The sequence below is a fragment of the Nocardia sp. NPDC049149 genome (assembly GCF_043197455.1).
Lineage (GTDB): Bacteria > Actinomycetota > Actinomycetes > Mycobacteriales > Mycobacteriaceae > Nocardia.
Genome location: NZ_JBICTD010000008.1, coordinates 400,784 through 421,410, shown reverse-complemented (window position 1 = coordinate 421,410; position 20,627 = coordinate 400,784). Strand labels below are relative to the sequence as shown.

General features: G+C 67.8%; 21 protein-coding genes and 1 pseudogene. 12 read left to right on the top strand and 10 right to left on the bottom strand.

All coding sequences use genetic code 11. The features are described from left to right. Nucleotides 1–5: 5 nt before the first annotated feature. Together ACGFNJ_RS31665 and ACGFNJ_RS31660 are read right to left on the bottom strand one after the other, a co-directional pair. Entirely contained in the window at nucleotides 6–2,306 is a 2,301-nt protein-coding gene (locus ACGFNJ_RS31665) for an ATP-binding protein (RefSeq protein ID WP_393456434.1), read from the bottom strand. A 41-nt stretch (nucleotides 2,307–2,347) separates the two neighbouring features. Then, nucleotides 2,348–2,971 (bottom strand): TetR/AcrR family transcriptional regulator, encoded by a 624-nt coding sequence (locus tag ACGFNJ_RS31660; RefSeq protein WP_393456431.1) that lies wholly within the window; start codon nucleotides 2,969–2,971, stop codon nucleotides 2,348–2,350. Nucleotides 2,972–3,179: 208 nt separating this feature from the next. Here ACGFNJ_RS31660 and ACGFNJ_RS31655 point away from each other — a divergent pair, with 208 nt between their 5' ends. Continuing rightward, on the top strand, nucleotides 3,180–3,461 hold the full coding sequence (locus ACGFNJ_RS31655) for a hypothetical protein (RefSeq protein ID WP_393456428.1): 282 nt from the start codon (nucleotides 3,180–3,182) through the stop codon (nucleotides 3,459–3,461). Nucleotides 3,462–3,497: 36 nt separating this feature from the next. Then, nucleotides 3,498–4,352 (top strand): BTAD domain-containing putative transcriptional regulator, encoded by an 855-nt coding sequence (locus ACGFNJ_RS31650; protein WP_393456425.1) that lies wholly within the window; start codon nucleotides 3,498–3,500, stop codon nucleotides 4,350–4,352. Between the two features lie 138 nt (nucleotides 4,353–4,490). On the opposite strand, the pseudogene ACGFNJ_RS31645 reads toward ACGFNJ_RS31650, so the two are convergent. Next, a pseudogene (locus tag ACGFNJ_RS31645) lies at nucleotides 4,491–5,816 on the bottom strand (2-isopropylmalate synthase); the annotation flags it as partial. Nucleotides 5,817–6,076: 260 nt separating this feature from the next. On the opposite strand from ACGFNJ_RS31645, the gene ACGFNJ_RS31640 reads away from it, so the two are divergent. Further along, on the top strand, nucleotides 6,077–6,748 hold the full coding sequence (locus ACGFNJ_RS31640) for a FadR/GntR family transcriptional regulator (RefSeq protein ID WP_393456422.1): 672 nt from the start codon (nucleotides 6,077–6,079) through the stop codon (nucleotides 6,746–6,748). Next, a complete protein-coding gene (locus tag ACGFNJ_RS31635) occupies nucleotides 6,745–7,551 on the top strand; it encodes an ABC transporter ATP-binding protein (RefSeq protein WP_393456419.1) in 807 nt (268 codons plus the stop codon). The genes ACGFNJ_RS31640 and ACGFNJ_RS31635 overlap by 4 nt, the downstream gene beginning before the upstream one ends. A 40-nt stretch (nucleotides 7,552–7,591) precedes the next feature. Here ACGFNJ_RS31635 and ACGFNJ_RS31630 read toward each other — a convergent pair whose 3' ends face one another. The 3 genes from ACGFNJ_RS31630 to ACGFNJ_RS31620 form a co-directional block, all read right to left on the bottom strand. Beyond that, nucleotides 7,592–7,753, bottom strand: coding sequence for a hypothetical protein (locus tag ACGFNJ_RS31630; RefSeq protein ID WP_393456416.1), 162 nt, complete (start codon nucleotides 7,751–7,753; stop codon nucleotides 7,592–7,594). Nucleotides 7,754–7,882: 129 nt separating this feature from the next. Further along, nucleotides 7,883–8,650 (bottom strand): alpha/beta fold hydrolase, encoded by a 768-nt coding sequence (locus tag ACGFNJ_RS31625; RefSeq protein WP_393456413.1) that lies wholly within the window; start codon nucleotides 8,648–8,650, stop codon nucleotides 7,883–7,885. A 135-nt stretch (nucleotides 8,651–8,785) separates the two neighbouring features. After that, nucleotides 8,786–9,154, bottom strand: a complete 369-nt coding sequence (locus ACGFNJ_RS31620; protein ID WP_393456410.1) for a hypothetical protein — start codon at nucleotides 9,152–9,154, stop codon at nucleotides 8,786–8,788. 21 nt (nucleotides 9,155–9,175) lie between these two features. Between ACGFNJ_RS31620 and ACGFNJ_RS31615 the strand changes: the two genes are divergently transcribed. Beyond that, nucleotides 9,176–9,769, top strand: a complete 594-nt coding sequence (locus ACGFNJ_RS31615) for a TetR/AcrR family transcriptional regulator (RefSeq protein ID WP_393456407.1) — start codon at nucleotides 9,176–9,178, stop codon at nucleotides 9,767–9,769. A gap of 4 nt (nucleotides 9,770–9,773) precedes the next feature. Here the strand turns inward: ACGFNJ_RS31615 and ACGFNJ_RS31610 are convergent, their stop codons facing one another. Then, nucleotides 9,774–10,424, bottom strand: a complete 651-nt coding sequence (locus ACGFNJ_RS31610) for an HAD family hydrolase (protein WP_393456404.1) — start codon at nucleotides 10,422–10,424, stop codon at nucleotides 9,774–9,776. Nucleotides 10,425–10,634: 210 nt separating this feature from the next. Here ACGFNJ_RS31610 and ACGFNJ_RS31605 point away from each other — a divergent pair, with 210 nt between their 5' ends. Beyond that, a complete protein-coding gene (locus ACGFNJ_RS31605; RefSeq protein WP_393456401.1) occupies nucleotides 10,635–11,309 on the top strand; it encodes a PaaI family thioesterase in 675 nt (224 codons plus the stop codon). A 425-nt stretch (nucleotides 11,310–11,734) separates the two neighbouring features. Further along, nucleotides 11,735–11,872 (top strand): hypothetical protein, encoded by a 138-nt coding sequence (locus ACGFNJ_RS31600; RefSeq protein ID WP_393456398.1) that lies wholly within the window; start codon nucleotides 11,735–11,737, stop codon nucleotides 11,870–11,872. A gap of 155 nt (nucleotides 11,873–12,027) precedes the next feature. On the opposite strand, the gene ACGFNJ_RS31595 is transcribed toward ACGFNJ_RS31600, so the two are convergent. The 3 genes from ACGFNJ_RS31595 to ACGFNJ_RS31585 are packed head-to-tail and all read right to left on the bottom strand — an operon-like array spanning nucleotide 12,028 to nucleotide 15,171. Further along, nucleotides 12,028–13,191: a sulfotransferase family protein gene (locus tag ACGFNJ_RS31595; protein ID WP_393456395.1), complete on the bottom strand. Its 1,164-nt coding sequence runs from the start codon at nucleotides 13,189–13,191 to the stop codon at nucleotides 12,028–12,030. Between the two features lie 40 nt (nucleotides 13,192–13,231). Then, nucleotides 13,232–14,008: an SDR family oxidoreductase gene (locus ACGFNJ_RS31590; RefSeq protein WP_393456392.1), complete on the bottom strand. Its 777-nt coding sequence runs from the start codon at nucleotides 14,006–14,008 to the stop codon at nucleotides 13,232–13,234. Beyond that, a complete protein-coding gene (locus tag ACGFNJ_RS31585) occupies nucleotides 14,008–15,171 on the bottom strand; it encodes a hypothetical protein (protein WP_393456389.1) in 1,164 nt (387 codons plus the stop codon). Before ACGFNJ_RS31585 ends, ACGFNJ_RS31590 begins: the two co-directional genes overlap by 1 nt. An 85-nt stretch (nucleotides 15,172–15,256) precedes the next feature. On the opposite strand from ACGFNJ_RS31585, the gene ACGFNJ_RS31580 reads away from it, so the two are divergent. The 5 genes from ACGFNJ_RS31580 (at nucleotide 15,257) to ACGFNJ_RS31560 (ending at nucleotide 20,602) form a co-directional block, all read left to right on the top strand. Next, a complete protein-coding gene (locus tag ACGFNJ_RS31580) occupies nucleotides 15,257–16,207 on the top strand; it encodes a helix-turn-helix domain-containing protein (protein WP_393456386.1) in 951 nt (316 codons plus the stop codon). A gap of 9 nt (nucleotides 16,208–16,216) precedes the next feature. After that, entirely contained in the window at nucleotides 16,217–17,149 is a 933-nt protein-coding gene (gene cysD, locus ACGFNJ_RS31575; protein ID WP_393456383.1) for a sulfate adenylyltransferase subunit CysD, read from the top strand. After that, the gene (gene cysC, locus ACGFNJ_RS31570; protein WP_393456380.1) at nucleotides 17,149–18,984 is read left to right on the top strand and encodes an adenylyl-sulfate kinase; all 1,836 of its coding nucleotides are present in this window, start codon (nucleotides 17,149–17,151) and stop codon (nucleotides 18,982–18,984) included. The genes cysD and cysC overlap by 1 nt, the downstream gene beginning before the upstream one ends. 110 nt (nucleotides 18,985–19,094) lie before the next feature. Beyond that, complete coding sequence (locus tag ACGFNJ_RS31565; RefSeq protein WP_393456378.1) at nucleotides 19,095–20,468, top strand: OFA family MFS transporter; 1,374 nt, start codon at nucleotides 19,095–19,097, stop codon at nucleotides 20,466–20,468. Continuing rightward, nucleotides 20,465–20,602 (top strand): hypothetical protein, encoded by a 138-nt coding sequence (locus ACGFNJ_RS31560; protein ID WP_393456375.1) that lies wholly within the window; start codon nucleotides 20,465–20,467, stop codon nucleotides 20,600–20,602. The genes ACGFNJ_RS31565 and ACGFNJ_RS31560 overlap by 4 nt, the downstream gene beginning before the upstream one ends. Nucleotides 20,603–20,627 lie beyond the last annotated feature (25 nt).

The window sequence follows — 20,627 nt, the reverse complement described above, 5'->3', positions numbered from 1 at the left end:
GCCGCTCACAGCGCGTTGCCGCTGACCCAGGCCGCGACCTGGGAGCGCGCGGTGAAGCCCAGCTTGGTGAGAATGTGGTCGACGTGGCTCTCCGCGGTGCGAATCGAGATGACCAGCTCCGCGGCGATCCGCTTGTTGCTGTAGCCCGCAGCGACCAACCGGGCGACGTCCTTCTCGCGTCGGGTGAGTACGTCGCTCGCCGCGTTTTTCGACGCCATCGGCCGTTGCGGGGCGGGCTCCGCACCGAGCGCGTACCGCACCGCTTCGTCCAGGGTGAGCGCGGCGCCGCCGTCGAAGTCGGCGCGGAACTCCTTGTCCCCCAGCGCATCGCGCACCTCCAGGCGGACCTTCTCGCCGACCGCGTCGGTCATGGCGTGCGCCAGCCGCTGCGTGCTGCCACGGCGCACCGTCGTCGCGGCGCCCATCAGCCGCGCCGCCCGCTTGCGATCGCCGCCCGCCGCTGCGGCCCAGGCGAGACCGTCGAAGGCCGATGCCGTCCACACGCACCGATCGAACAGCCGCAACTGCTCCACCGAGCGGCGCAGTTCCTCGATCGCCTTGTCCTCCTGGCCGTTTCGCCAATGGTTGGTGCCGACCGCCCAGGAGGCGAGCCCGCCGAGGAGATGGGAACCATGCTCAGCGGTCTTGGTCAGGAACCGCTCAGCCAGCGTGCCCGCGCGGTCGTCGGCCAGCACCATCGCGCAGACGTAGGCGAACGCGAGGCTCTCCATCTCCGTGCCGTGATGTCCGCACGCCTCGGCCCTGGCGGCGGCAGCCTCGGCGAGATCGAGCGCGCGCACCGGGTCGGACTCGGCGAAGGCGAGGACGGCCGCCAGCAGCGCCGCCTCGACCAGCGCCTCCTCGGCGGCCAATACCGTTGCTATCGTGACCGATTCGCTCAGGTAACGGTGTGCGGACGCGGTGTCGGAGAGCATGGCTGCGATGACCGACATGGCGGCAAGCGCCCGCGCCCGGTCGGTGGAGTACGCGAGATCCTTGCTCAGCGCGTCGGTCAGCCAGCGGTAGCCCTCCAGCAGGAACCGGTAGTGCTCCCAGAACGGACGCAGCTCGCTGGCGATCTGCAGACCCCGGTGCGCGCCGGCCGGCTCCGCCAGCGCGAACTGCAGTGCCGCACGCATATTCGCGTGCTCGCGGGTGACGTCGCGAAACCAGGTGACGTCGGCGTCGCCCCAGTACTCGGTGCGGCCGCGCTGGGCGACCCGATAGTAGTGGTCGCGGTGCCGGAGCCGCACCGCGTACTCGTCACCGTGTGCGGCAAGTCTGGCCAGCGCGAATTGCCGCAGCGGCTCCAACATCGTGTAGCGGCCGGGGCCATCGGACGAGAAGTCCGCTGCCGCAGAGAAATTCAGCACCGACTTGTCCACCAAGCCGGTGAGCGTGTCGATCAACGCACCGGGCGGATCGAGGACACAGACCGCCTCGGCCGCGGCCAAGTCGCAGCCGCCTGCGAAGACGGCGAGCTGTTCCCACAGGCGCTGTTCGTCCGGGGTGCACAGGTCGTAGCTCCAGCCGATGGCGGCCTCCAGGGTCTGCTGCCGCTCCGGCGCGGTGCGCAGGCCGGTGGTGAGCAGGCGCATGGTGTCGTCGAGGCGCTCGAGTACCTGCTGCGGGGTGAAGGCGCGCAGCCGGAGCGCGGCGAGTTCCAGAGCGAGCGGAATACCGTCCAGCCGAAGGCAAATCGCGGCCAAGGTGCCGAGAGTGGCTTCGGTGACCCGGAATTCGGGGTTCGCCGCGGTCGCGCGATCGATGAGCAGCCGCAAGGCCGGATTGTCCACGGCGGCTTGCTCCTCGGGGTCGGGTACCGGCAGCGGCGCGACCGGCAGCACCTGCTCCCCCACCACACCGAGCGGTTCCCGGCTGGTGGCCAGCACCCGGACATCCGGAGTGCTGGCGATCAGCCGGTCGACGAGGACGGCGCAGGCGTCCACGAGGTGCTCGCAGTTGTCGATGACGAGCAGCAGGTGCTTACCGCCGAGATAGTCGGTGAGCCCGACCAGCGGCGCCTGGGTGTCGTCGGGCAGGCCGAGCGCCTGCGCGACGCTGGCCGCCACCAGCTCCCCGTCGTTGACGTGCGCGATCTCGACCAGCCACACACCATCCGGAAAAGCGCGGCGGACTGCATCCCCGACCCGCCGGGCCAACCGGGTCTTGCCGACACCACCGGGCCCGGTCATGGTGAGCAATCGGGTGTTGGACAGCATCTTCCGTGCGGCGGCGACTTCACCGGCCCGTCCGACGAAGCTGGTCACTTCGGCGGGCAGATTACCTGTCACATACCTCGCCACGAGGCCCAACTTAATTGGGCCGCCCTCAGTTGGTACACCCTTCAGTGATTCTCGAGGGCACGCAGGGCGGTGTCGACCAGCGTGGTGGCAGTGCGGGCGCACAGGTCGACGGCCTGCTCCGGGGTGAGCGCACGGATGTCGATGAGGACCATGAAGGCCTCCCAGCCGACGACCGTGGCCACTGCCGACACCAGTTCCTCGAAATCCGGTTCCAGCATGCGATCGCGCATCGGCGCCAGCGCCCATTCGATCCAGCGGACCCGACGGTAGCCGCGGCGCGGCGTGTTCGGCGTCGGCGGTGCCGCGTCGATGGTGAGTTTCACCAATCGTCGTCCCAACGGCAGTGTTTCGACGATGTTGACACCCATGGCGCGCGTCAGTGCGGCGACCCGGACCCGCGGGTCGGTGGAGGTGACGTGTTCGAGGGCAGCGTCGGTTTCGTTGCTGAGCAGGCCGAGGGTCGCGTCGAGCATGAGCTGATCGAGGCTCGGGAAATGTAGGTAGACGGTGCGCCGTGAGACCTCGGCGGCGACCGCGATGTCGTTGACGGACGGTTCGGCGCCGCGCCCGATCAGTGCCATGGTCGCCTCGACGATGGCATTGCGGGTACGGCGTCGTTGGGCGGCGCGGCCCGGCCCTTCGGCCGCGGAAGTCGCTCGGATCATCGGTTCCGGTTCCTCGGTTCCCTGTCTTGACAGCGGGTGCTGTGTAGTCAATATACTCATCTGCATTAAGTGCACAGCAGTGTATTTAGTGCACTGGGAGGAAATCAACCATCGGCGGGGTCGTACGCCCGGATGACTCAGCGGACCATGGTTCGCGCGGTCGGGCCGGCGTTGCACGTCTCGGGCCGGGGACGAAAGGCAGTCGACAATGACGTATCTGATGGTGGATCAACGGGTTCGGGACGTGCAGCAATGGGCGCAGGCGTTCGGCGCAGGCACCGAGCGCCGCCGCGCGGCAGGCGGCGAGGTCGTCCTGGTGCTCGCCGATCCGGCCGAGGGCGACCGGGTGCTGGTGCTCGTGCGATTCGACTCGGCAGCACAGGCACTGGCGTGGCGGAACAGGCCTGGCGTCGCGCAGGAAATCGAACGTGGCGGCGTCATCGCCGATTCGGTGACCGTCCGCGTGCTCGACGCGCTACCGGTGGCGTGAGATGGGTACGCAGCACCGGCGACAGGGCGGTGTCGAGTGGCGCGAGAGCTGATCGACCGGCCGACACCGGAATTGGTTCGGCCATCCCGACTCGGATTCGCCGACGCACGCATCGAAGTTCACATTCTCGGTCCGCTGCGGGTGGTGGACGATCGCGGCCGTGACCTCGGTGTCCGTCGACCGCTGGAACAGGCGGCGCTGGTGCGGCTCGCACTGGCCGGCGGCGTGCCGGTCCCGGACGTACGACTGGTCGCGGACCTCTGGGGTGACGAGGTGCTGACTCGTCCCATTCAGCGTCTGCGCGTGCTGATTTCGCGGCTGCGGACGACATTGGGCGAACACGGCGGCGCCGTGACCCGGTCGCGCTCCGGGTACCGGACAACCGTGCCGGTCGCCGATGTCATCGCCGTCGAAGCCGCCGCCGCACCGGTGTATGCGGCACAGCGTGCCGGACACCATGCCGCGGTGCGTTCGGCTGCCGAGGATGCGTTGCGGTGGTGGCGCGGTCCGACCTTGGCCGGCGTGACCTCCGCGCCGTTCGCCCGTGCGGAATCGACCAGGCTCGAGCAATGGCGGTTGGCGTTGACGGTGGCCAGGCTGGACGCGACGCTGCGGCTCGACTCGGGCGCCGAAATCGTCGCGGAGTTGGCGGCATTGGTGCGCGAGCACCCGCAGCACGAACAGCTCGCACGGCTGTACGCACTCACCCTGTATCGCACCGCAAGCCAAGCCGACGCCCTCGACCGGTTGCACCGATTGCGCCGGGCGTTGTCCGACGAACTCGGCGTCGATCCCACTCCGGAAACGACAGAGCTGGAACTGCGCATGCTTCGCCACGATCCCTCGCTACAGCCGTTGCGGGCGCGGTACGTCATCGAGGTCGCAGGGTGAAGGCGCGCGGCGAATCCAGCGCGAGCGGAAATGCCGTTCAGCAGAAGGCAGAGCGCGGCACCACCCCGCGGGCCGAGCGGGTCGTGCCGACACCGCCCGGCCCGGTCGACGTCAGCAATCGGATGCTGGACCGGCCTGGTACACGGAATCGAAGAGTTCGCGCAGTTCCGCCGGGGTGATCTCGCGGCCGGTGGCGTCGGTGTGCGCCTGCACGTGCTTGGCGAAGTCGACCTGGAGGTGCCTCGGCAGGTCGATGCCGAACTCCGTCTTCAGCAGATAGGCGATGCCGCCCTTGCCGGATTGGGAGTTGACGCGAATGACCGCGTCGTAGGTGCGGCCGAGGTCCGCCGGATCGATGGGCAGGTAAGGCACCTGCCAATCCAGCTCGCGCTCCGGGATTCCGGCCTGCGCGGCCCGCGCGCGATGTGCGGCCATCCCCTTGTTGATGGCGTCCTGGTGGGTGCCGGAGAACGCGGTGTGCACGAGATCGCCCACATACGGATGCCTTCCCGGCACCGGCAGGCGGGTGCAGTACTCGACGGTGCGGCGGATCTCGTCGATGTCGGAGAAGTCGATCATCGGATCCACGCCCTGCGCATGCAGATTCAACGCCAAGGTGGCGATATCGACGTTGCCGGTGCGTTCGCCGTTGCCGAACACACAGCCCTCGACGCGTTGCGCACCCGCCAGCACGGCGAGTTCGGCGCAGGCGATGCCGGTGCCACGGTCGTTGTGCGGGTGCACGGACAGGATGACGCTGTCCCGGCGGGCCAGGTTGCGGTGCATGTATTCGATCTGGTCCGCATAGACGTTCGGCGTCGCGACCTCCACTGTCGCAGGCAGATTCAGGATCACCGGCCGGTCCGGGCAGGCGTCCCACAGGGCGGTCATCCGGTCGCAGAGGTCGAGCACGTAGTCCGGTTCGGTCAGGTTGAACACCTCGGGCGAGAACTCGAACCGCACGTTCGGCAGGTCGGCAGCGAACTCGAGCACCGCGCGGCCGCCGTCGAGGATCAGCGTGCGCAAAGCCGCTCTGTCTTTGCCCAGCACCGTGTTTCGCCAGGTGGGTGCGGTCGCGGCGTACATGTGGACGACCACATTGCGCAGGCCGCGCACCGATTCGACCGTGCGCTCGATGAGATCCCTTCTGGCAGGGGTGAATACGACGATGGTGACATCGTCGGGCGCGAGGTCGGTCGCCACGATCATGCGGACGAAGTCGAAGTCGGCGCGCGAGGCGGACGGGTAGCCGACCTCGATCTCCTTGTAGCCCATCGCGACAAGCAGTGCGAAGAAGCGCCGCTTGCGTTCGGGGTCCATCGGTTCGGCGAGCGCCTGGTTGCCGTCGCGCAGATCGACAGGAACCCACAGCGGGGCCGCGGTGAGGCGTGCGTCGGGCCAAACACGCTGCGTCAGTGGCACATCCACGCGGTCGTAGACGGCGCGGTAGCGATGCGACGGCATCTGCGAGTGCCGCTGTCGATTCCAGTTGGGTGCGTCGTCGGGGATTGCGCCTGCGGGGGTATCGATGGTCGGGAAAGACATGGGTCTGCTTTCTGGCCTTCAGCCGTCACGAAGAGAAGTGACCGGCCACGACAGAGCCCCACGGCGGGGAGCCGGTCGTTCAGGCCCCGCCGTGGCGGCTAAGCAGAAGGGAGTGCAGCGGCATGGTGCGCATGATGGTTAGACTATACACAACTCCTCAGACAAGTAGAGAGGTTGCGATGGTCTCGCAGGTACGACGCCACCCGCTTGCCGCGCAAGCGGCCGAGCTGCTGCTGGCGCGGATCAAGGACGGCGAATGGCCACTGGGACATCGGCTTCCGGGGGAAACAACGTTGGCGGCCCAGCTCGGAGTCGGCCGCTCGACGCTGCGCGAGGCGATCCGCGAGCTGGCGGGCAAGGGCGTGCTCGACAGCCGTCAGGGGGCAGGCGTGTTCGTCACCGCGCTCGACCCGAAGGACGACTGGAATGTGGTGCTGCGCCGCGCCACCATCGCCTCGGTGATCGAGGCACGCATCGCCATCGAAGCCGAGGCGGCCGCACTGGCCGCGCAGCGCCGCACCCCGGCCGACCTGCGGGCCCTGCGCCGCGCACTGGTCGCGCGCGAGGCACACGGCGAACCGGTGGCCGAACATGTGGACGCGGACATGGCCTTTCATCGCGCGGTCCTACTCGCCGCGCACAACGACGTGCTCACGCAGCTCTTCGACAGCTTCCTGCCGCGGCTGCGCCTGGCGATGATCGACATGTTGCAGCTGCGCCCCGTGCCGTCGGAGTCCGCCGACCATGCCGCGCATGCCCACCTCGTCGAGGCGATCGCGGCCCGCGACGGCACGGCCGCAGCGGAATTCAGCCGCAATCACCTCACCGCATTGCAGGAGGCCTTCCGGTGACCGGTGCTCCGGTGCTCGAGTTGACGGACGTGACGTTCCGCCGCGAGGGCAAGAAGATCATCAACGGCATTTCGCTCACCGTGCAGGCAGGCGAGCACTGGGCGCTACTCGGGCCGAACGGGGCGGGCAAGAGCACGCTGCTCGGCTTCTGCGGGGCCGTCACCTTTCCGACCTCGGGCACGGTCCGCGTGCTCGGCGAACAGCTCGGCCGAGTCGAACTGCAACGCCTGCGCCGTTCGATCGGACACGTGAACCCGCGCCACCCGCTGCGCTATCCGCTGACGATCCGCGAGGTCGTGCTCACCGGCCTCACCGCGACCATCGACACCCCGATGCGCTGGACGCCGACCGCGGATCAGCTGGCCCGTGCCGACGCGATGATCAGCACAGTCGGCCTGGACGGCAAGGCCGACAACACCTGGCCGACGCTGTCCCAGGGCGAGCGCGGCCGCACCCTCATCGCCCGCGCCCTGATCGCCGAGCCGAGGCTGCTGCTGTTCGACGAACCCTCCACCGGCCTGGACCTCGCTGCCCGCGAACAACTCCTGGAAACCATCGACACGCTCGGCGACACCCATCCCGAGGTCGCGTCCGTCCTGGTCACCCATCACCTGGAGGAACTGCCGAGCACCACCACCCACGCGCTGCTCATCGCCGACGGCCACACGGTCGCCGCAGGCCCGGCCCGCGAGACGCTCACCACCGACAACGTCACCGCCGCCTTCGCGCACCCCGTCGAGGTCCGCTACGACGGCCGCTGGACCGCGCGTGCCGCGCACACGACACCGGCCTGGCCGAGCTGAATCCCGTCGCGAGCTACCGGGATTCGGCGGAGCGGAACTGTCAGTAGATCCTCGGTAGCCGACCGCCGATGCGCGGTAGCACGATGGTGTCGTCGTCGCGGGTGGAACGCACTTCGGCCAGCTTCTCCAGGAACGCTTCCGCGGAGCCGAACCGGGCGGCGACCTGCGCCAGCAGCTCTTCGGCGGGCTTCATGAAATCCATACGATTCAGCATGACCGGTCATGCGTCCAACTCAATGGGCGTTAGCGTGACGTTTGCCGAATTGTCGTGCCCGCGCAAGCGTCAGAGGATTTCCGCCACCGCCGCGATGCTTCCGCGACACCCAGCTACCTACCCCGCGCGGCGGATGGGCTGAAACGTCTGCGTCGCGTCGGTGGTGAGGAAGATCGTGACGAGACGGTAGACCTCGGTAGGCTTTTCGACCACGAGCAGATGCGAAGCACCTGGAATGATCGCGAGCTCGGAGTCAGGGATCGCCCGGTAGAGGGCGATGGTGTGCTCGAGGCTCATCGCGTCGTCGTCGGCGGCGAGCACCAAGGTCCGGCTCGCGATCGTGGCCAGCTCGGCCTCGGTCAAGGTCGGCTCGGCCTGCGCCATCCGAATCAGCTTGTCGGCCACCACCCGGAAGTGCGCCTCGCCGTCCGGCGACACCTCGCCATAGCGCGCGGCGAGCCGCTGCATCGGCTCCTCGTGCGCGAAGCCGTCGAGGACACCGGGCAGCAGGCCGTCGCGGTGGAAGTTGCCGCTGATCGAGACGAGCTTGCGGACCAGATCCGGCCTGCGCAGCGCGACGAGCATGGCGACGATCGCGCCGTCGCTGTAGCCGACCAGATGCGCGGCGCCGCCGACCACGGTGTCGAGGAAGGCGATGGTGTCCTGCGCCATCAAGTCGTAGGACATCGGGCCTGCGACATCGGGCGTGCGGCCGTGGCCGCGGCGATCCATCCGGTACACCCGGAAATGCTCGGCCAACCCGGCAACAGCGGGCTCGAACGACCGCGAGTCGACGAAGCCGCCGTGCAGCAGCAGCACCGGCTCGCCGTCGCCGGTTTCGTCATACCACGCCCGGACTTCGCCGAGCTGAACATCTTTCGCCATGCGACCGATCATGCGCGACGATCGGACCACGGCGCCCGCAGACCCGCCGCGCTGTGCGGCGCGTCACGACGGCTCGACTTCCGGCATGTCCCACGCCCCGACTTCGGCGGCGCCCGAGCCTGACGGCCGCAGGTGTCAGGCCGCGGCCTCGATCTTGCGGAGCAGCCGCCGCACCACGATCCGGTGTCCGCCCGAGCCGATCACCAACGCGCGGTAGATCTTTCCGCGCAGGCCGGGGAACTCGCCCCAGGACTTGGCTCGGAGGCGGGTCCCGCCCGCTCCCTCGTCGTCGAGCTCGAAGACCAGGGCGTATCGCGAGAACCAGTGCTGCCCCCGCATTGCCAAACGTGCGGGTTCTTCGGCGGATTCGAGGACGAATCCGCCGGGCACGGTCGACGGGTCGGCGGAGTCCTTGCACATGACCTTCAGCAACGCCTTCCAGACCCGTTCGCGATTCGCGTCGATTGATCTGGCATGCTCGTCGATATAGGGTAAACGCTCCATATAGAAGGAACGTACTAGTTTATGGCTCCTCCTCGCAAGCACGACACCGACGTGATCCTCGACGCAGCACGCGCCCTCGTCCTCGCCGACGGCCCGCGTGCCGCGAGCGTCGCGGCGATCGCCGACGCCAGTGGCGCCCCGGTCGGCACGCTGTATCACCGCTTCGGCAACCGCAACGGCGTGCTCACCGAGGCGTGGTTGCGTGCGTTGCAGCGGTTCCAGGACGGCGTGATCACCGCCGCCGAGCACCCCGACGCGGTCGAGGCGGGCGTGGCGATGGTGCGCGCGGCCCTCGTGTTCGGGCGCGAATTGCCCGAAGACGCACGACTGCTGCTGAATCTGCGGCCGCGCGACCTACTCGACGGCGGACCCGACGACGCCTTCCGCGCGCGCCTCGCCGGGATGAACGCGCCGCTCTTCGAGCACCTGCGCCGCATCGCCGCCGGCGTGTTCGGCCATGCGGGCGATCGCGAAATCGATGCCGTCAGCCGGGCCGTCGTCGATCTCCCCTATGCCGCCCTGCGCAGGCATGCGCACGCGCCGACCCTCCCCGCCTGGCTCGACGACGACCTCCCGGCGGCGGCCAGGCAGCTGCTGACCTCGTATCTGTCCTGAACGCTCAGGCGGTCACGAGGGTGGGGGTCAGCTCGCGGAGATCGCCGATCACATGGGTGGCCAGGCTCAGCGCGTCCGGGGCAGGCGGGTATTCGGGGCGCGGTGCGGCGATCACCCGCATCCCCGCGGCGTGCGCGGAGCGGATGCCGTTGCTCGAATCCTCCACCGCCGCACAGTCACTGGGCCGCTGCCGCAGGAAAGCCGCGACCGCGACGTACACATCGGGGGCAGGCTTGCCGCGATCCACCTCCTCGGTGGAGAAAGTGACGTTGAAGAACTCGATGAGGCCGGTGCGGCCGAGCACCACATCGATCAGCGCCCGCGGCGACGAACTGGCCACGCCGAGCGGCCACTGCTCGCTCATCCGCTGCACGGCATCGATCGCGCCGGGCAGCAGCGGCACCGCGCGGTCGTAGTGCGCGGCCATCCGCTCGATCACCTCGCGCGCCACCGTCTCCGGCGCCTCCTCGACGCCGACATCGGTGCTCAAGTATTCCGACCACTCCCTGGTGCTCATGCCCATCAACCGCTGCTGCGTATCGGGCAACCACGTCCCGCCGCGTTCGGCGACATAGTCGCGCCGCACCCGCTCCCACACCGGCTCGGAGTCGATCAGCACGCCGTCCATGTCGAAGACAACCGCCGCAATATCCATGTACCCATTAGCCTTTCGCCAGCCAGACCTGTCAGTGCCGTCAGCGTGGACGTCGGATCCGGCGCCGCGCCCGCCTCAACGGGGTACCCGATCGCCGGTCGCGACCAAGCGTAGGCCAAGCAGGCCGATTCGAGTCCGACCCGCCGACACGGTGCCGTCGCGGCATACCGCGCCCGAGCATTCGGCGGGCAACCTATAACGTGTTCTCTTATGAACGAACAGCAGGCCGGTGACGCACTGCCCAGCGCGGAGCACCACGAGGGCGCTTTCCGGCCGATGAGCGAGCTGATCCGAGCCCGCGACGAGCAAGGCATCGACATCACCCGCGGTGGGCCGCACTACGGCGAGTACATCGAACAGGTGCGCGGGCTGATGGACCGCGTCCGGCTGTCCGCACCCTCGGACGAGCTCGCGGTCGAGGCGATCGGGCTGTTGAAGCAGCTCAACGACAAGCTCGACGCCGCGCTCGTCACCGAATGGTCGACGCCGAACTGGACCAGGCACGACCTGCCCGCGCGCGGCAACATCACGCTGCCGCCGTTCATCATCGATCACGCGGGCCGCGACGGCGTCGACGCCCGCATCACCTTCCGCACCTACCACCTCGGCGGCAACAACGCCGCACACGGCGGCCAGGTTGCCATCGCCTTCGACGACCTACTCGGCATGGCCGCGGCCGTCTACGCGGGCGCGGTCACCCGCACCGCGTCGCTCACCGTCGACTACCGCTCGATCACCCCGCTGCGCACCGAACTTCAGGTACACGCCTGGGCCGAACGCCAAGAGGGCCGCAAGGTCTACGTCCGCGCCACCCTCAAAGACGGTGACCGCCTCTGCGCCGAAGCCAACGGCTTGTTCATCGTCCTCAAACCCGGCCAGCCGTAAGTTCGCAACGCCCCGACGTCGCCGCACCATAGGTCCAGGCCGCGACGCGCCGATCTATGAGCGGCCGACTCCGACCCGAAACCCGAAAACGGCCATCGTAATTGCGCGCTGTGCATTCATTCACGCACTGCCGCAGTGCATCCCATGCCGCTCGAGGGCGCTGTGGCATACCGAAATCCACCGGCTACCGTGAATCCGCCACCCTCGAGTTGGTCGACTGATCATGGGGAACTGGTGTAGGCATCGCCCGAGAAGCCACCTGCACCATTACCCCCTCGGCACAAACAACCTCCCGGATCCCACATTTTGGAGCGCTGACGCCCCTGTGGGTCCCTTCAGAAGTGATCTTGTGGCGCCGCCGTTTGGGCTCCGCGGAACGGGGAATCGCGAAGCGACAAACTGTCGGACTATCGGAGGTACCGGACATGCCTGTCGCGCCGAGTCGTCGCACCGAACGCGCGCTGATCGATGATCTGCACGGAGCCTTGCTGGCAATACTGATGGTGACGGTGATCGGCGCGATCGGGCTCATCCTGTCGCTCACCACCGGGGTCCCGCAGTAGGTTCCCTGCTGTGGCGCTGACACCGGTCGGACGCGAGTCAGGAGTCGACCGCGTCGACCGATCGCCATAATTGCGCACTGTGCATTCATTCATGCACTGCCGCAATGCATCTCGCGCCGTTCGAGAGAGTGGCGGCACGGTGAAACCTTACTTCGTCAGCGACCAGGGAAGTGCGCCTCTCGATATGCGCCGAAGCGGGCGTCGACCTGGTCGGCGGTGAGGCCGAAGTCGGCGAGGGTGTAGCGGTGGGCGGGACGGGCTGCGCCGGAAGTGGTTTCGGAGTGCATGGTGTGCATTGCCGTGGTGGCGTCGTCTGTCAGCGGGAGGTCGAAGTGTCGGTAGATGGAGCCGACGGTGGCGATGGGGTCGGCGACGAAGGTGTCGTAATCGATGTCGTAGAACTGAGCGGGGTTGTGGCGCTTGCGGTCTACGAGGAAGCGTTCGGCGCCGCGGGCCCAGAGGTCGAGCTGGGCGGTGCCGACCACCGAACCACGGAACTTGTCCGACCATCCGACCGAGGCCTGTTCGTTGAGGCTGCAGACCGAGGCGATGATCGTGCGCGGATCGCGGTGCATTTGGATGATCAGTGCATCGGGATAGACCTCGAAAATGGCATCGAGTGCGAAAAGATGGCTCGGATTCTTCAGCACCCAGCGGCGATTCGCGTCGGGCATGCCGATCAGCTGGAGGTTGCGCCGGTGCCTGCGGTACGCGGGCGTCCAGTCCTGATCGCGCAGCCACGTCGAATAGCCGGGTAGATACGCCAGGCACTCGTACGACACCGACATGGCCGATTGGCGAAGCAACTGCCAGCACTCCTCCACCTGGTCGGCCGAGATGTGGTGCACGCCCATGAATTCGGGATGCTCCACGTGGTGCTTCGCGAACGCGGCCTCGATCCGCTGATAAACCGGGTTGCTCGCCCACGTGTCGCGCGGCGGTCGCGGCTGCGGCATCTCGGTCAACCACATCTCGAGGCCTTGATGCGCGGGATCGGCGTTGAGCAGCCGATGCACCGCGGTGGTTCCCGAGCGCGGCAGGCCAGTCACGAAGATCGGGCGTTCGATCGCCACCTCGGCATGCTCGGGAAAGCGTTGCCACGCCGCCTCGCTGAGCAGCCGCGCGATGAGTGCGCCGCGCAGGAACGCGCGGTGCACCTTGTTGCCGAACGGGGTCAGCTCGGCGTCCTTGGCCAACGACTCGAGCAGCACCTCGAGCCCGGCGCGGTAGTCGTCGGCGCCGAAATCGTCGAGCCCGACGACCTTGGTCGCCGAGGCGTGCAGATCGTCGATGGTTCCGACGTCGTCCCTACCGATCACTTCATCTCCTCGAATGTTCAGATGCACCGCCGGAATCCGGTCAGTGGTGGTATTCGCCGCCGTTGACGTCCAGGCACGCCCCGGTGATCGCCCGCGCCATCGGCGAGGCGAAGAACACGACGGCGTCGGCGATCTCGTCGGGTTCGGGCAGCTTGCGCAGATCGATGGTCTTCGCGGTCTCCGCGTAGACCTCTTCGGCGGTGATGCCACGTTCTTTGGCGAGGTAGTTGAAATACCACTTCAGGTTGTCGGCCCAGATATAGCCGGGGGCAATGGAATTCACCCGGACGCCGCGCGGACCGAGCTCGGTGGCCAGGCTCTGCGCCAGCGCGAGCAAGCTGGCCTTGGCCATCTTGTACGGCCCAAAAGTGCGCCGCGAATGCCGGAGCACCGCCGAGTTGATCATCACGACCGAGCCCTTGGTTTCAACAAGCGCAGGCACGAACAGCCGGGTCAGCCGCAGCGCCGCAAGCACATTGGTCTCGAAGCCGGCCCGCACCTGATCCAGGTCGACGTCGGCGAGGTCGCTGATCGGCGGGATCGCGAACGCGTTGTTCACCAGCGTGTCCACTCGGCCGAAGGCGCTCTGTGCGGCTTCGACCAGGTTGACGGCCGCCGCCTCGTCGTTGATATCGGTCGGCACCACCACCGCGCGCCGCCCGAGCTCGGTGATCTCCTTGGCCACCTCGGTGAGCCGAGATTCGGTCCGGGACGCGAGCACCACGTCGGCGCCCGCTTTCGCGCTCTGCACCGCGATGGCCCTGCCGAGTCCGGGGCCGACCCCGGAGACCACAACTACCTTGTCCTGCAACAACATCAGCCGAGCATCCTTTCCGCGACGGCAGCCTGCCGTGTCGCGATGCGTGCGCGCCATTGTTCCGGTGTGACGCGCGCCTGGTCGTAGCACGGCAGCCGCTGTGCGAGTTCGGTAACCGGCACCACCTCCACCGTCGGCCCGTCCTCGGGCTTCATGTCGCGGGCGAGCCGCTGCCAGCGGAACTGCAGGTACCCGCGGTCGTGCCCGGTGCGTTCGATCCAGTTGGCCAGGCCGGGATCGCGCTCGCTGACCACCAGCCGGATCATTCCGTCGGGGTCGACGTGCGCCTGGTCGGCGGTGAGGCTGGTCTGGTGGTTGATGTAGTCCAGCGACAGGTACCACATGCTGCCGAGCTGGAAACCCTGATACGGCGCATCGGATTTCGGCACCGTGATGATCATCGCCTGGTCGTCGTCGAGCTCGTAGTGGCCCGCCGAGGAGAACTGGGTGGTGAGACCGCCTGGCGTCGACCGCGGTTCGGTCATCGTATTCACCGGCAGGTTCAGGTAGAACCACTCCGGGAACGCCAGAAACGTCTGCAACCGCGAGATCAGCATCTTGCCCGCGACGCCGTAGCGCTTGGTCAGCAGATCCTTGGTCAGCGGTGGCGGCGCGGCGCCGACCTTGTCGATCCGCGAGATCCGCACGGTGCCAGGCTTTTCGGTGGCCCAATCGCTGTAGACCTCGCGGATCACCAGCATGGCGGAATCGGCGGCGAGGTGCACATAGCCGGGTCGCGCCGGGCCGGGACCGAGACGCAGTTCGTAGGATCCGTCCGGCCCGACCTCGAGTGACCGGTCGTCGAACGCGGTGAGGCTGTCCGGCACATCCACCGGCGAATAGTTCCCGTTCAGCACCTGGAAGCTCAGATCCCGTGTGGTGCCGCGCTTCCCGGTCACCAGATACTCGGCGTCCGGCCGTAGGTACGAGTGGAAGTAGAGCGTGTCCGGGTTGTCCAGTCCCATCTTCGTGTACGGCCCGGTGGACTGGACGAAGAACGGAAAGTCGCGCTCATAGGCCCACGCCATCTGCAAGGCGGCGCGAATGCTGCCCGCCAGGTAGTCGTAGCCCTCGACGAGGTCCTGCTCGGTTCGGACGTGCGCGGCTCCGGTGATGATCTGCTCGGCGGCGGCGATGGCGTCCGCGAACGGCTGTGTCAGCAAAGGGTTCTCCGTCGGCGTTCCAAATATGTACCACTCTGGTACATTTCATCTGAGGAAAGATTAGAACGTGTTCTAGGAGTGGTCAATGGTCAGCCGTCGATCCGCACCCACCGTGCGGGTGGTGCAGGTACTGGATTTCTTCGTCGAGCAGCGCGGCAAGTGCTTCGGCCTCTCCGAGCTCGCCCGCGCCCTCGACCTGGCCAAACCCACCTGCCTCGGCATCCTCACCGAGCTCACCGCAGGCGGCTACCTGGTGCGCGACGCCGACGCCAGGACCTACGGCCTCGGCCCAGCGCTCATCGCGGCGGGCCGGGTCGCGCAGGACAGCTTCGCGATTTCCGCGCTCGCCCGCGTCGAACTGGAGAAACTCACCGCGCGATACCGCACGACCTGCACCGCGTCGGCCGTGGTCGGCGACCAGATCATGGTGTTGGAGAGCACCGGGCCCGGCATGGTGAAGGTCGGCGCGGCGTACCACTTCGCGCCGCCGGTCGGCCTGATGTACGTGCTCTGGGATACCGACGTGGCGTTCGACTCCTGGCTGAGCAGGCCAGCCACCGTCCCGTTGCAGCAGGACGAGGCGCGGCTGCGGCAGGTGGTCGCCGAATGCCGTGCGCGCGGATATCTGGTGGAGAGTCTCACCGCCGCAGGCCGCAGGCTCTACTCGCTGCTCGCCGGGTTCGCGGCCCGCGATCTTCCCGATGACCTGCGCGAATTGGTCGGCGAGTTGGTGACGAGCCTCGGCGAGCGGGTCTACCTCGGCACCGAGCTGCGACCGCGCAAGGAGCATCCGGTGAGCCTGCTGGCCGCGCCGACCTACGGGGGTGACGGACGGCAGAACATGGTGCTGACCATGTATGTCGGCGCGTCCATCACCGGCGCCGAAATCGACAGGCGTGGAACAGCTCTCGTGGCAGCAGCGGACGCGGTCACTGCGGCGTCGGGCGGCAAACGGCCGCCGGAATCGACGCCGGCCCCTACTCTGGAACACGCGTCTGGGAGTGCACCCGTTGCCAACAATCGAAACGTGTTCTAGTTTTGCGGTGTGAGCCAGTACGCGAAGTCGACGGCGAGCACCTACGAGCTGCCCCATCTTGACGCGCTCGAGGCCGAGTCGGCACATATTTTCCGTGAAGTAGCGGCGACATTCGAACGCCCGGTGTTGCTGTTCTCCGGCGGCAAGGACTCGGTGGTGATGCTGCACCTGGCGGCCAAGGCCTTCTGGCCTGCGCCGCTGCCGTTCCCGGTGCTGCACATCGACACCGGGCACAACTTCGACGAGGTGATCACCTACCGCGACGCGACCGTCGCGCGCCTCGGCCTGCGCCTGGTGGTCGGGCGGGTCCAGGACGATATCGACGCGGGCCGGGTGGTCGAGGAGATCGGGCCGCGCTCGTCGCGCAACCGGCTACAGACCACCACGCTGCTGCGGTCGATCCAGGAGGGCGCCTTCGACGCGGTCTTCGGCGGCGCCCGCCGCGACGAGGAGAAGGCGCGGGCCAAGGAACGCGTCTTCAGCTTCCGCGACGAGTACGGCCAGTGGGATCCGCGCAGCCAGCGACCCGAGCTGTGGAACCTCTACAACGGCAGACACCGTGCGGGCGAACACATTCGAGTGTTCCCGCTGTCGAACTGGACCGAGCTCGATATCTGGACCTACATCGCCGCCGAAGGCATCGACCTGCCGCCGCTCTACTACGCGCACCGCCGCCCCGTCGTGCAACGCGACGGAATGCTGTTGGCGCACACCCGTTTTCTCGAGCTCATCGACGGCGAGCAACCCTACGAGGCGACGGTGCGGTTCCGCACCGTCGGCGACGCCACCTGCACCGGCTGCGTGCAATCCGACGCCGCCACCCCCGCCGAGGTAGTCACCGAGGTGGCCGCGGCCCGGGTCACCGAGCGCGGCGCCACCCGCGCCGACGACCGAATCTCCGAGGCGGGGATGGAAGATCGCAAACGAGAGGGCTACTTCTGATGACGACCACCCTGCTGCGGCTCGCGACCGCGGGCAGCGTCGACGACGGGAAATCCACCCTCATCGGCAGGCTGCTCTTCGACTCCAAGACGATCTTCACCGACCAGCTCGCCGCGGTCGAGCGGTCCAGCCGCGAGCGCGGCGACGACTATCCGAACCTGGCCCTGCTCACCGACGGCCTGCGCGCCGAACGCGAACAGGGCATCACCATCGATGTCGCGCACCGCTATTTCGCCACGCCGAGACGCAAATTCATCATCGCGGACACGCCGGGCCACATCCAGTACACCCGCAACATGGTGACCGGCGCGTCCACCGCCGATCTCGCGCTGATCCTGGTCGACGCACGCAAGGGCGTGGTGGAGCAGACCAGGCGGCACGCGTTTCTCGCCAGCCTGCTCGGCATTCCGCACCTGGTGCTGTGCGTCAACAAGATGGACCTGGTCGACTGGTCGCAGGCGCGATTCGAGGAGATCCGCACCGAATTCGCGCAGTTCGCCTCGAAACTCGACGTCTTCGACCTGACCTTCGTGCCGATGTCGGCGCTGCACGGCGAGAACATCGTGCATCGCGGCGCGAGCATGCCGTGGTACGAGGGCACGCCCCTGCTGCACCACCTCGAAGAGGTGCACATCGCCTCGGACCGCAACCTGATCGACGCGCGCTTCCCGGTCCAATACGTAACCCGCAGGCACGCACAGGATTTCCGCGGCTACGCGGGCACCGTCGCGGGCGGCGTGTTCAAGCCGGGTGACGAAGTCGCCGTGCTGCCTTCCGGATTCACCACCACCATCGAGGCCATCTGGGGCCCCGGCGGCACCGTGGTCGCGGAAGCCTTTCCGCCGCAGGCGGTGACCATCCAGCTCGCCGACGATCTCGACGTGTCGCGCGGCGATATGATCTGCCGGCCGAACAACCGCCCGAGCGCAGGCCGCGATCTCGACGCGATGGTCTGCTGGTTCGCCGACGAAGCCCAGCTCACCCCCGGCGCCACCTACACCATCCGGCACACCACCCGCACCGCCACCGTCGAGGTGCGCAGCCTCGACTACCGGCTCGACGTCAACACCCTGCACCGCGACGAGCACGCGGACGCGTTGTCGCTCAACGAAATCGGCCGGGTCCAGTTACGCACCAGGCAGCCGCTGCTTTTCGACCCGTATCGCCGCAACCGGTTCACCGGCAGCTTCATCCTGGTCGACGACACCACCAACAACACCGTCGGCGCAGGCATGATCACCGGTCCGAGCCTGCCGTCCTCGCGGGTGGTCTGGCACTCCACCGCGGTCGGCAGGGACGAGCGGGCCACCCGCGGTCTCACGGTGTGGTTGACCGGGCTGTCCGGTTCCGGAAAGTCTACCGTCGCAGTGGAACTCGAACGCCGGCTGGTCGCCGCGGGCCGTCCCGCCTTCCTACTCGACGGCGACAACCTGCGCCACGGCCTCAACGCCGATCTCGGCTTCAGCGCCGCCGACCGGGTCGAGAACGTGCGCAGGGTCGGCGAAGTCGCCCGCCTGTTCGCCGAAGCCGGTGTGGTGGCGGTGGTTTCGTTGATCAGCCCGTATCGCGCCGACCGCGACCTGGTTCGGGCCAAACACCAGGAGGCGGGCATCGCGTTCGTGGAGGTGTTCGTCGACACGCCGCTGGAGATCTGCGAAGCCCGCGACCCGAAAGGCATGTACGCCAAGGCCAGAGCGGGCGAGATCCGCGGCTTCACCGGCATCGACGATCCGTACGAGACACCGGAGGCACCTGACCTGGTGTTGCGGCCCGACAGCGGCGATCCGGCGGCGATGGCCGCGGAGATCTTGACGCGGCTCGCGGGGCTCGACTGAGCGGCTGGTCCGCTGAGCGAACCACTGCAATTTAGTTCACCGCATTGTGCGGTCGGAACACCACGATCCGGTCATATGATCCCCCACATCGACACGTGGAGATCCAAAGCATGACCACAGCAACCGACATCCGGTCACCGGGGTACACCCGCGTCATCGCCCCACCGGGTTGGAGCCGCTGGCTCGTTCCGCCCGCGGCGCTGTCCATCCATCTCGCCATCGGCCAGGCCTACGCGTGGAGCGTGTTCAAGCCGCCGCTGGAGAAGGCGATGGACATCTCCGGCACCGGAAGCGCGTTGCCGTTCCAGTTGGCCATCGTGATGCTCGGCCTCTCCGCGGCGTTCGGCGGCACCCTCGTCGAACGCCGCGGCCCGCGCTGGGCGATGACGGTGTCGCTGGTGTGCTTCTCGTCCGGCCTGCTGATCTCCGCGCTGGGCGCGGCGCTCGGCGCGTACTGGCTCATCGTGTTCGGGTACGGCTTCGTCGGCGGCATCGGGCTCGGCATCGGCTACATCTCGCCGGTGTCCACCCTGATCCGCTGGTTCCCCGACCGGCCAGGCATGGCAACCGGCTTCGCGATCATGGGCTTCGGCGGCGGTGCGCTCATCGCCTCGCCGTGGACGACGCAGCTGCTGACCTGGTTCGGCCGCGATCAGTCCGGCGTCGCCGAGACATTCCTCGTCATGGGCGTCGTCTACGCGGTCTTCATGACGGTCGGCGTGCTGCTGGTGCGGGTGCCACCGCCCGGCTGGCGTCCGGCCGGGTGGGAGCCGTCGACGAAGGTCACCAAGCTGATCAGCACCAACGATGTCAGCGCGCGCGACGCGATCCGCACGCCGCAGTTCTGGTTGCTCTGGATCGTGTTGTGCTTCAACGTGACTGCGGGCATCGGCATCCTGGAGAAGGCGGCGCCGATGGTGACGGACTTCTTCAAGAACACCGCGACCCCCGTGACCGCCTCGGCCGCAGCGGGTTTCGTCGCGGTGCTGTCCGCGGCGAACATGGCGGGGCGGATCGCGTGGTCCTCACTGTCCGATGTCATCGGCCGTAAGAACATGTACCGGATCTACCTCGGCGTGGGTGCGCTCGCGTACGTGCTCGTCTGGTCCGTCGGCCAGACGAGCAAGCCGCTGTTCATCCTCGGTGCGATGGTGATCCTGTCCTTCTACGGCGGCGGATTCGCCACGGTCCCCGCCTATCTCAAGGATCTGTTCGGCACCTTCCAGGTCGGCGCGATCCACGGCAGGCTGCTCACCGCGTGGTCGGTGGCAGGCGTTGCCGGGCCGTTGATCGTCAACGCCATCGCGGACGCGGGCAAGCGGCGCGGGGAAACCGGGCCCGAGCTCTACGACACCTCGTTCGCCATCATGATCACCCTGCTGTGCGTCGGCTTCCTCGCCAACGAACTCATTCGCCCGGTCGCGGCGAAGTACCACCGGCAGGCCGAGGAGCCCGCCGTCCTCGTGAAAGGCGAACCGGCATGAGCACACCGGACCCGACCGACGCCGATACGCCACGGCGGCTCCCGCTGTTGATCTTCGCCTGGCTGTGGGTCACCGCACCGTTCCTCTACGGCGTCGATCGTCTGATCGTCAACCTGCTCAAGCTGTTCCAGTAACGCCAGTGGGCAGGCAGTGAATCAC

Coding starts and splice junctions, on each gene's coding strand:
- ACGFNJ_RS31640 (WP_393456422.1), top strand. CDS start 6,077: ATGGTCTCGCAGGTACGACGCCACCCGCTTGCCGCGCAAGCGGCCGAG.
- cysC (WP_393456380.1), top strand. CDS start 17,149: ATGACGACCACCCTGCTGCGGCTCGCGACCGCGGGCAGCGTCGACGAC.
- ACGFNJ_RS31620 (WP_393456410.1), bottom strand. CDS start 9,154: ATGGAGCGTTTACCCTATATCGACGAGCATGCCAGATCAATCGACGCG.
- ACGFNJ_RS31615 (WP_393456407.1), top strand. CDS start 9,176: ATGGCTCCTCCTCGCAAGCACGACACCGACGTGATCCTCGACGCAGCA.
- ACGFNJ_RS31630 (WP_393456416.1), bottom strand. CDS start 7,753: ATGGATTTCATGAAGCCCGCCGAAGAGCTGCTGGCGCAGGTCGCCGCC.
- ACGFNJ_RS31610 (WP_393456404.1), bottom strand. CDS start 10,424: ATGGATATTGCGGCGGTTGTCTTCGACATGGACGGCGTGCTGATCGAC.
- ACGFNJ_RS31560 (WP_393456375.1), top strand. CDS start 20,465: ATGAGCACACCGGACCCGACCGACGCCGATACGCCACGGCGGCTCCCG.
- ACGFNJ_RS31625 (WP_393456413.1), bottom strand. CDS start 8,650: ATGGCGAAAGATGTTCAGCTCGGCGAAGTCCGGGCGTGGTATGACGAA.
- ACGFNJ_RS31565 (WP_393456378.1), top strand. CDS start 19,095: ATGACCACAGCAACCGACATCCGGTCACCGGGGTACACCCGCGTCATC.
- ACGFNJ_RS31600 (WP_393456398.1), top strand. CDS start 11,735: ATGCCTGTCGCGCCGAGTCGTCGCACCGAACGCGCGCTGATCGATGAT.
- ACGFNJ_RS31605 (WP_393456401.1), top strand. CDS start 10,635: ATGAACGAACAGCAGGCCGGTGACGCACTGCCCAGCGCGGAGCACCAC.
- ACGFNJ_RS31580 (WP_393456386.1), top strand. CDS start 15,257: ATGGTCAGCCGTCGATCCGCACCCACCGTGCGGGTGGTGCAGGTACTG.
- ACGFNJ_RS31655 (WP_393456428.1), top strand. CDS start 3,180: ATGACGTATCTGATGGTGGATCAACGGGTTCGGGACGTGCAGCAATGG.
- ACGFNJ_RS31590 (WP_393456392.1), bottom strand. CDS start 14,008: ATGTTGTTGCAGGACAAGGTAGTTGTGGTCTCCGGGGTCGGCCCCGGA.
- ACGFNJ_RS31660 (WP_393456431.1), bottom strand. CDS start 2,971: ATGATCCGAGCGACTTCCGCGGCCGAAGGGCCGGGCCGCGCCGCCCAA.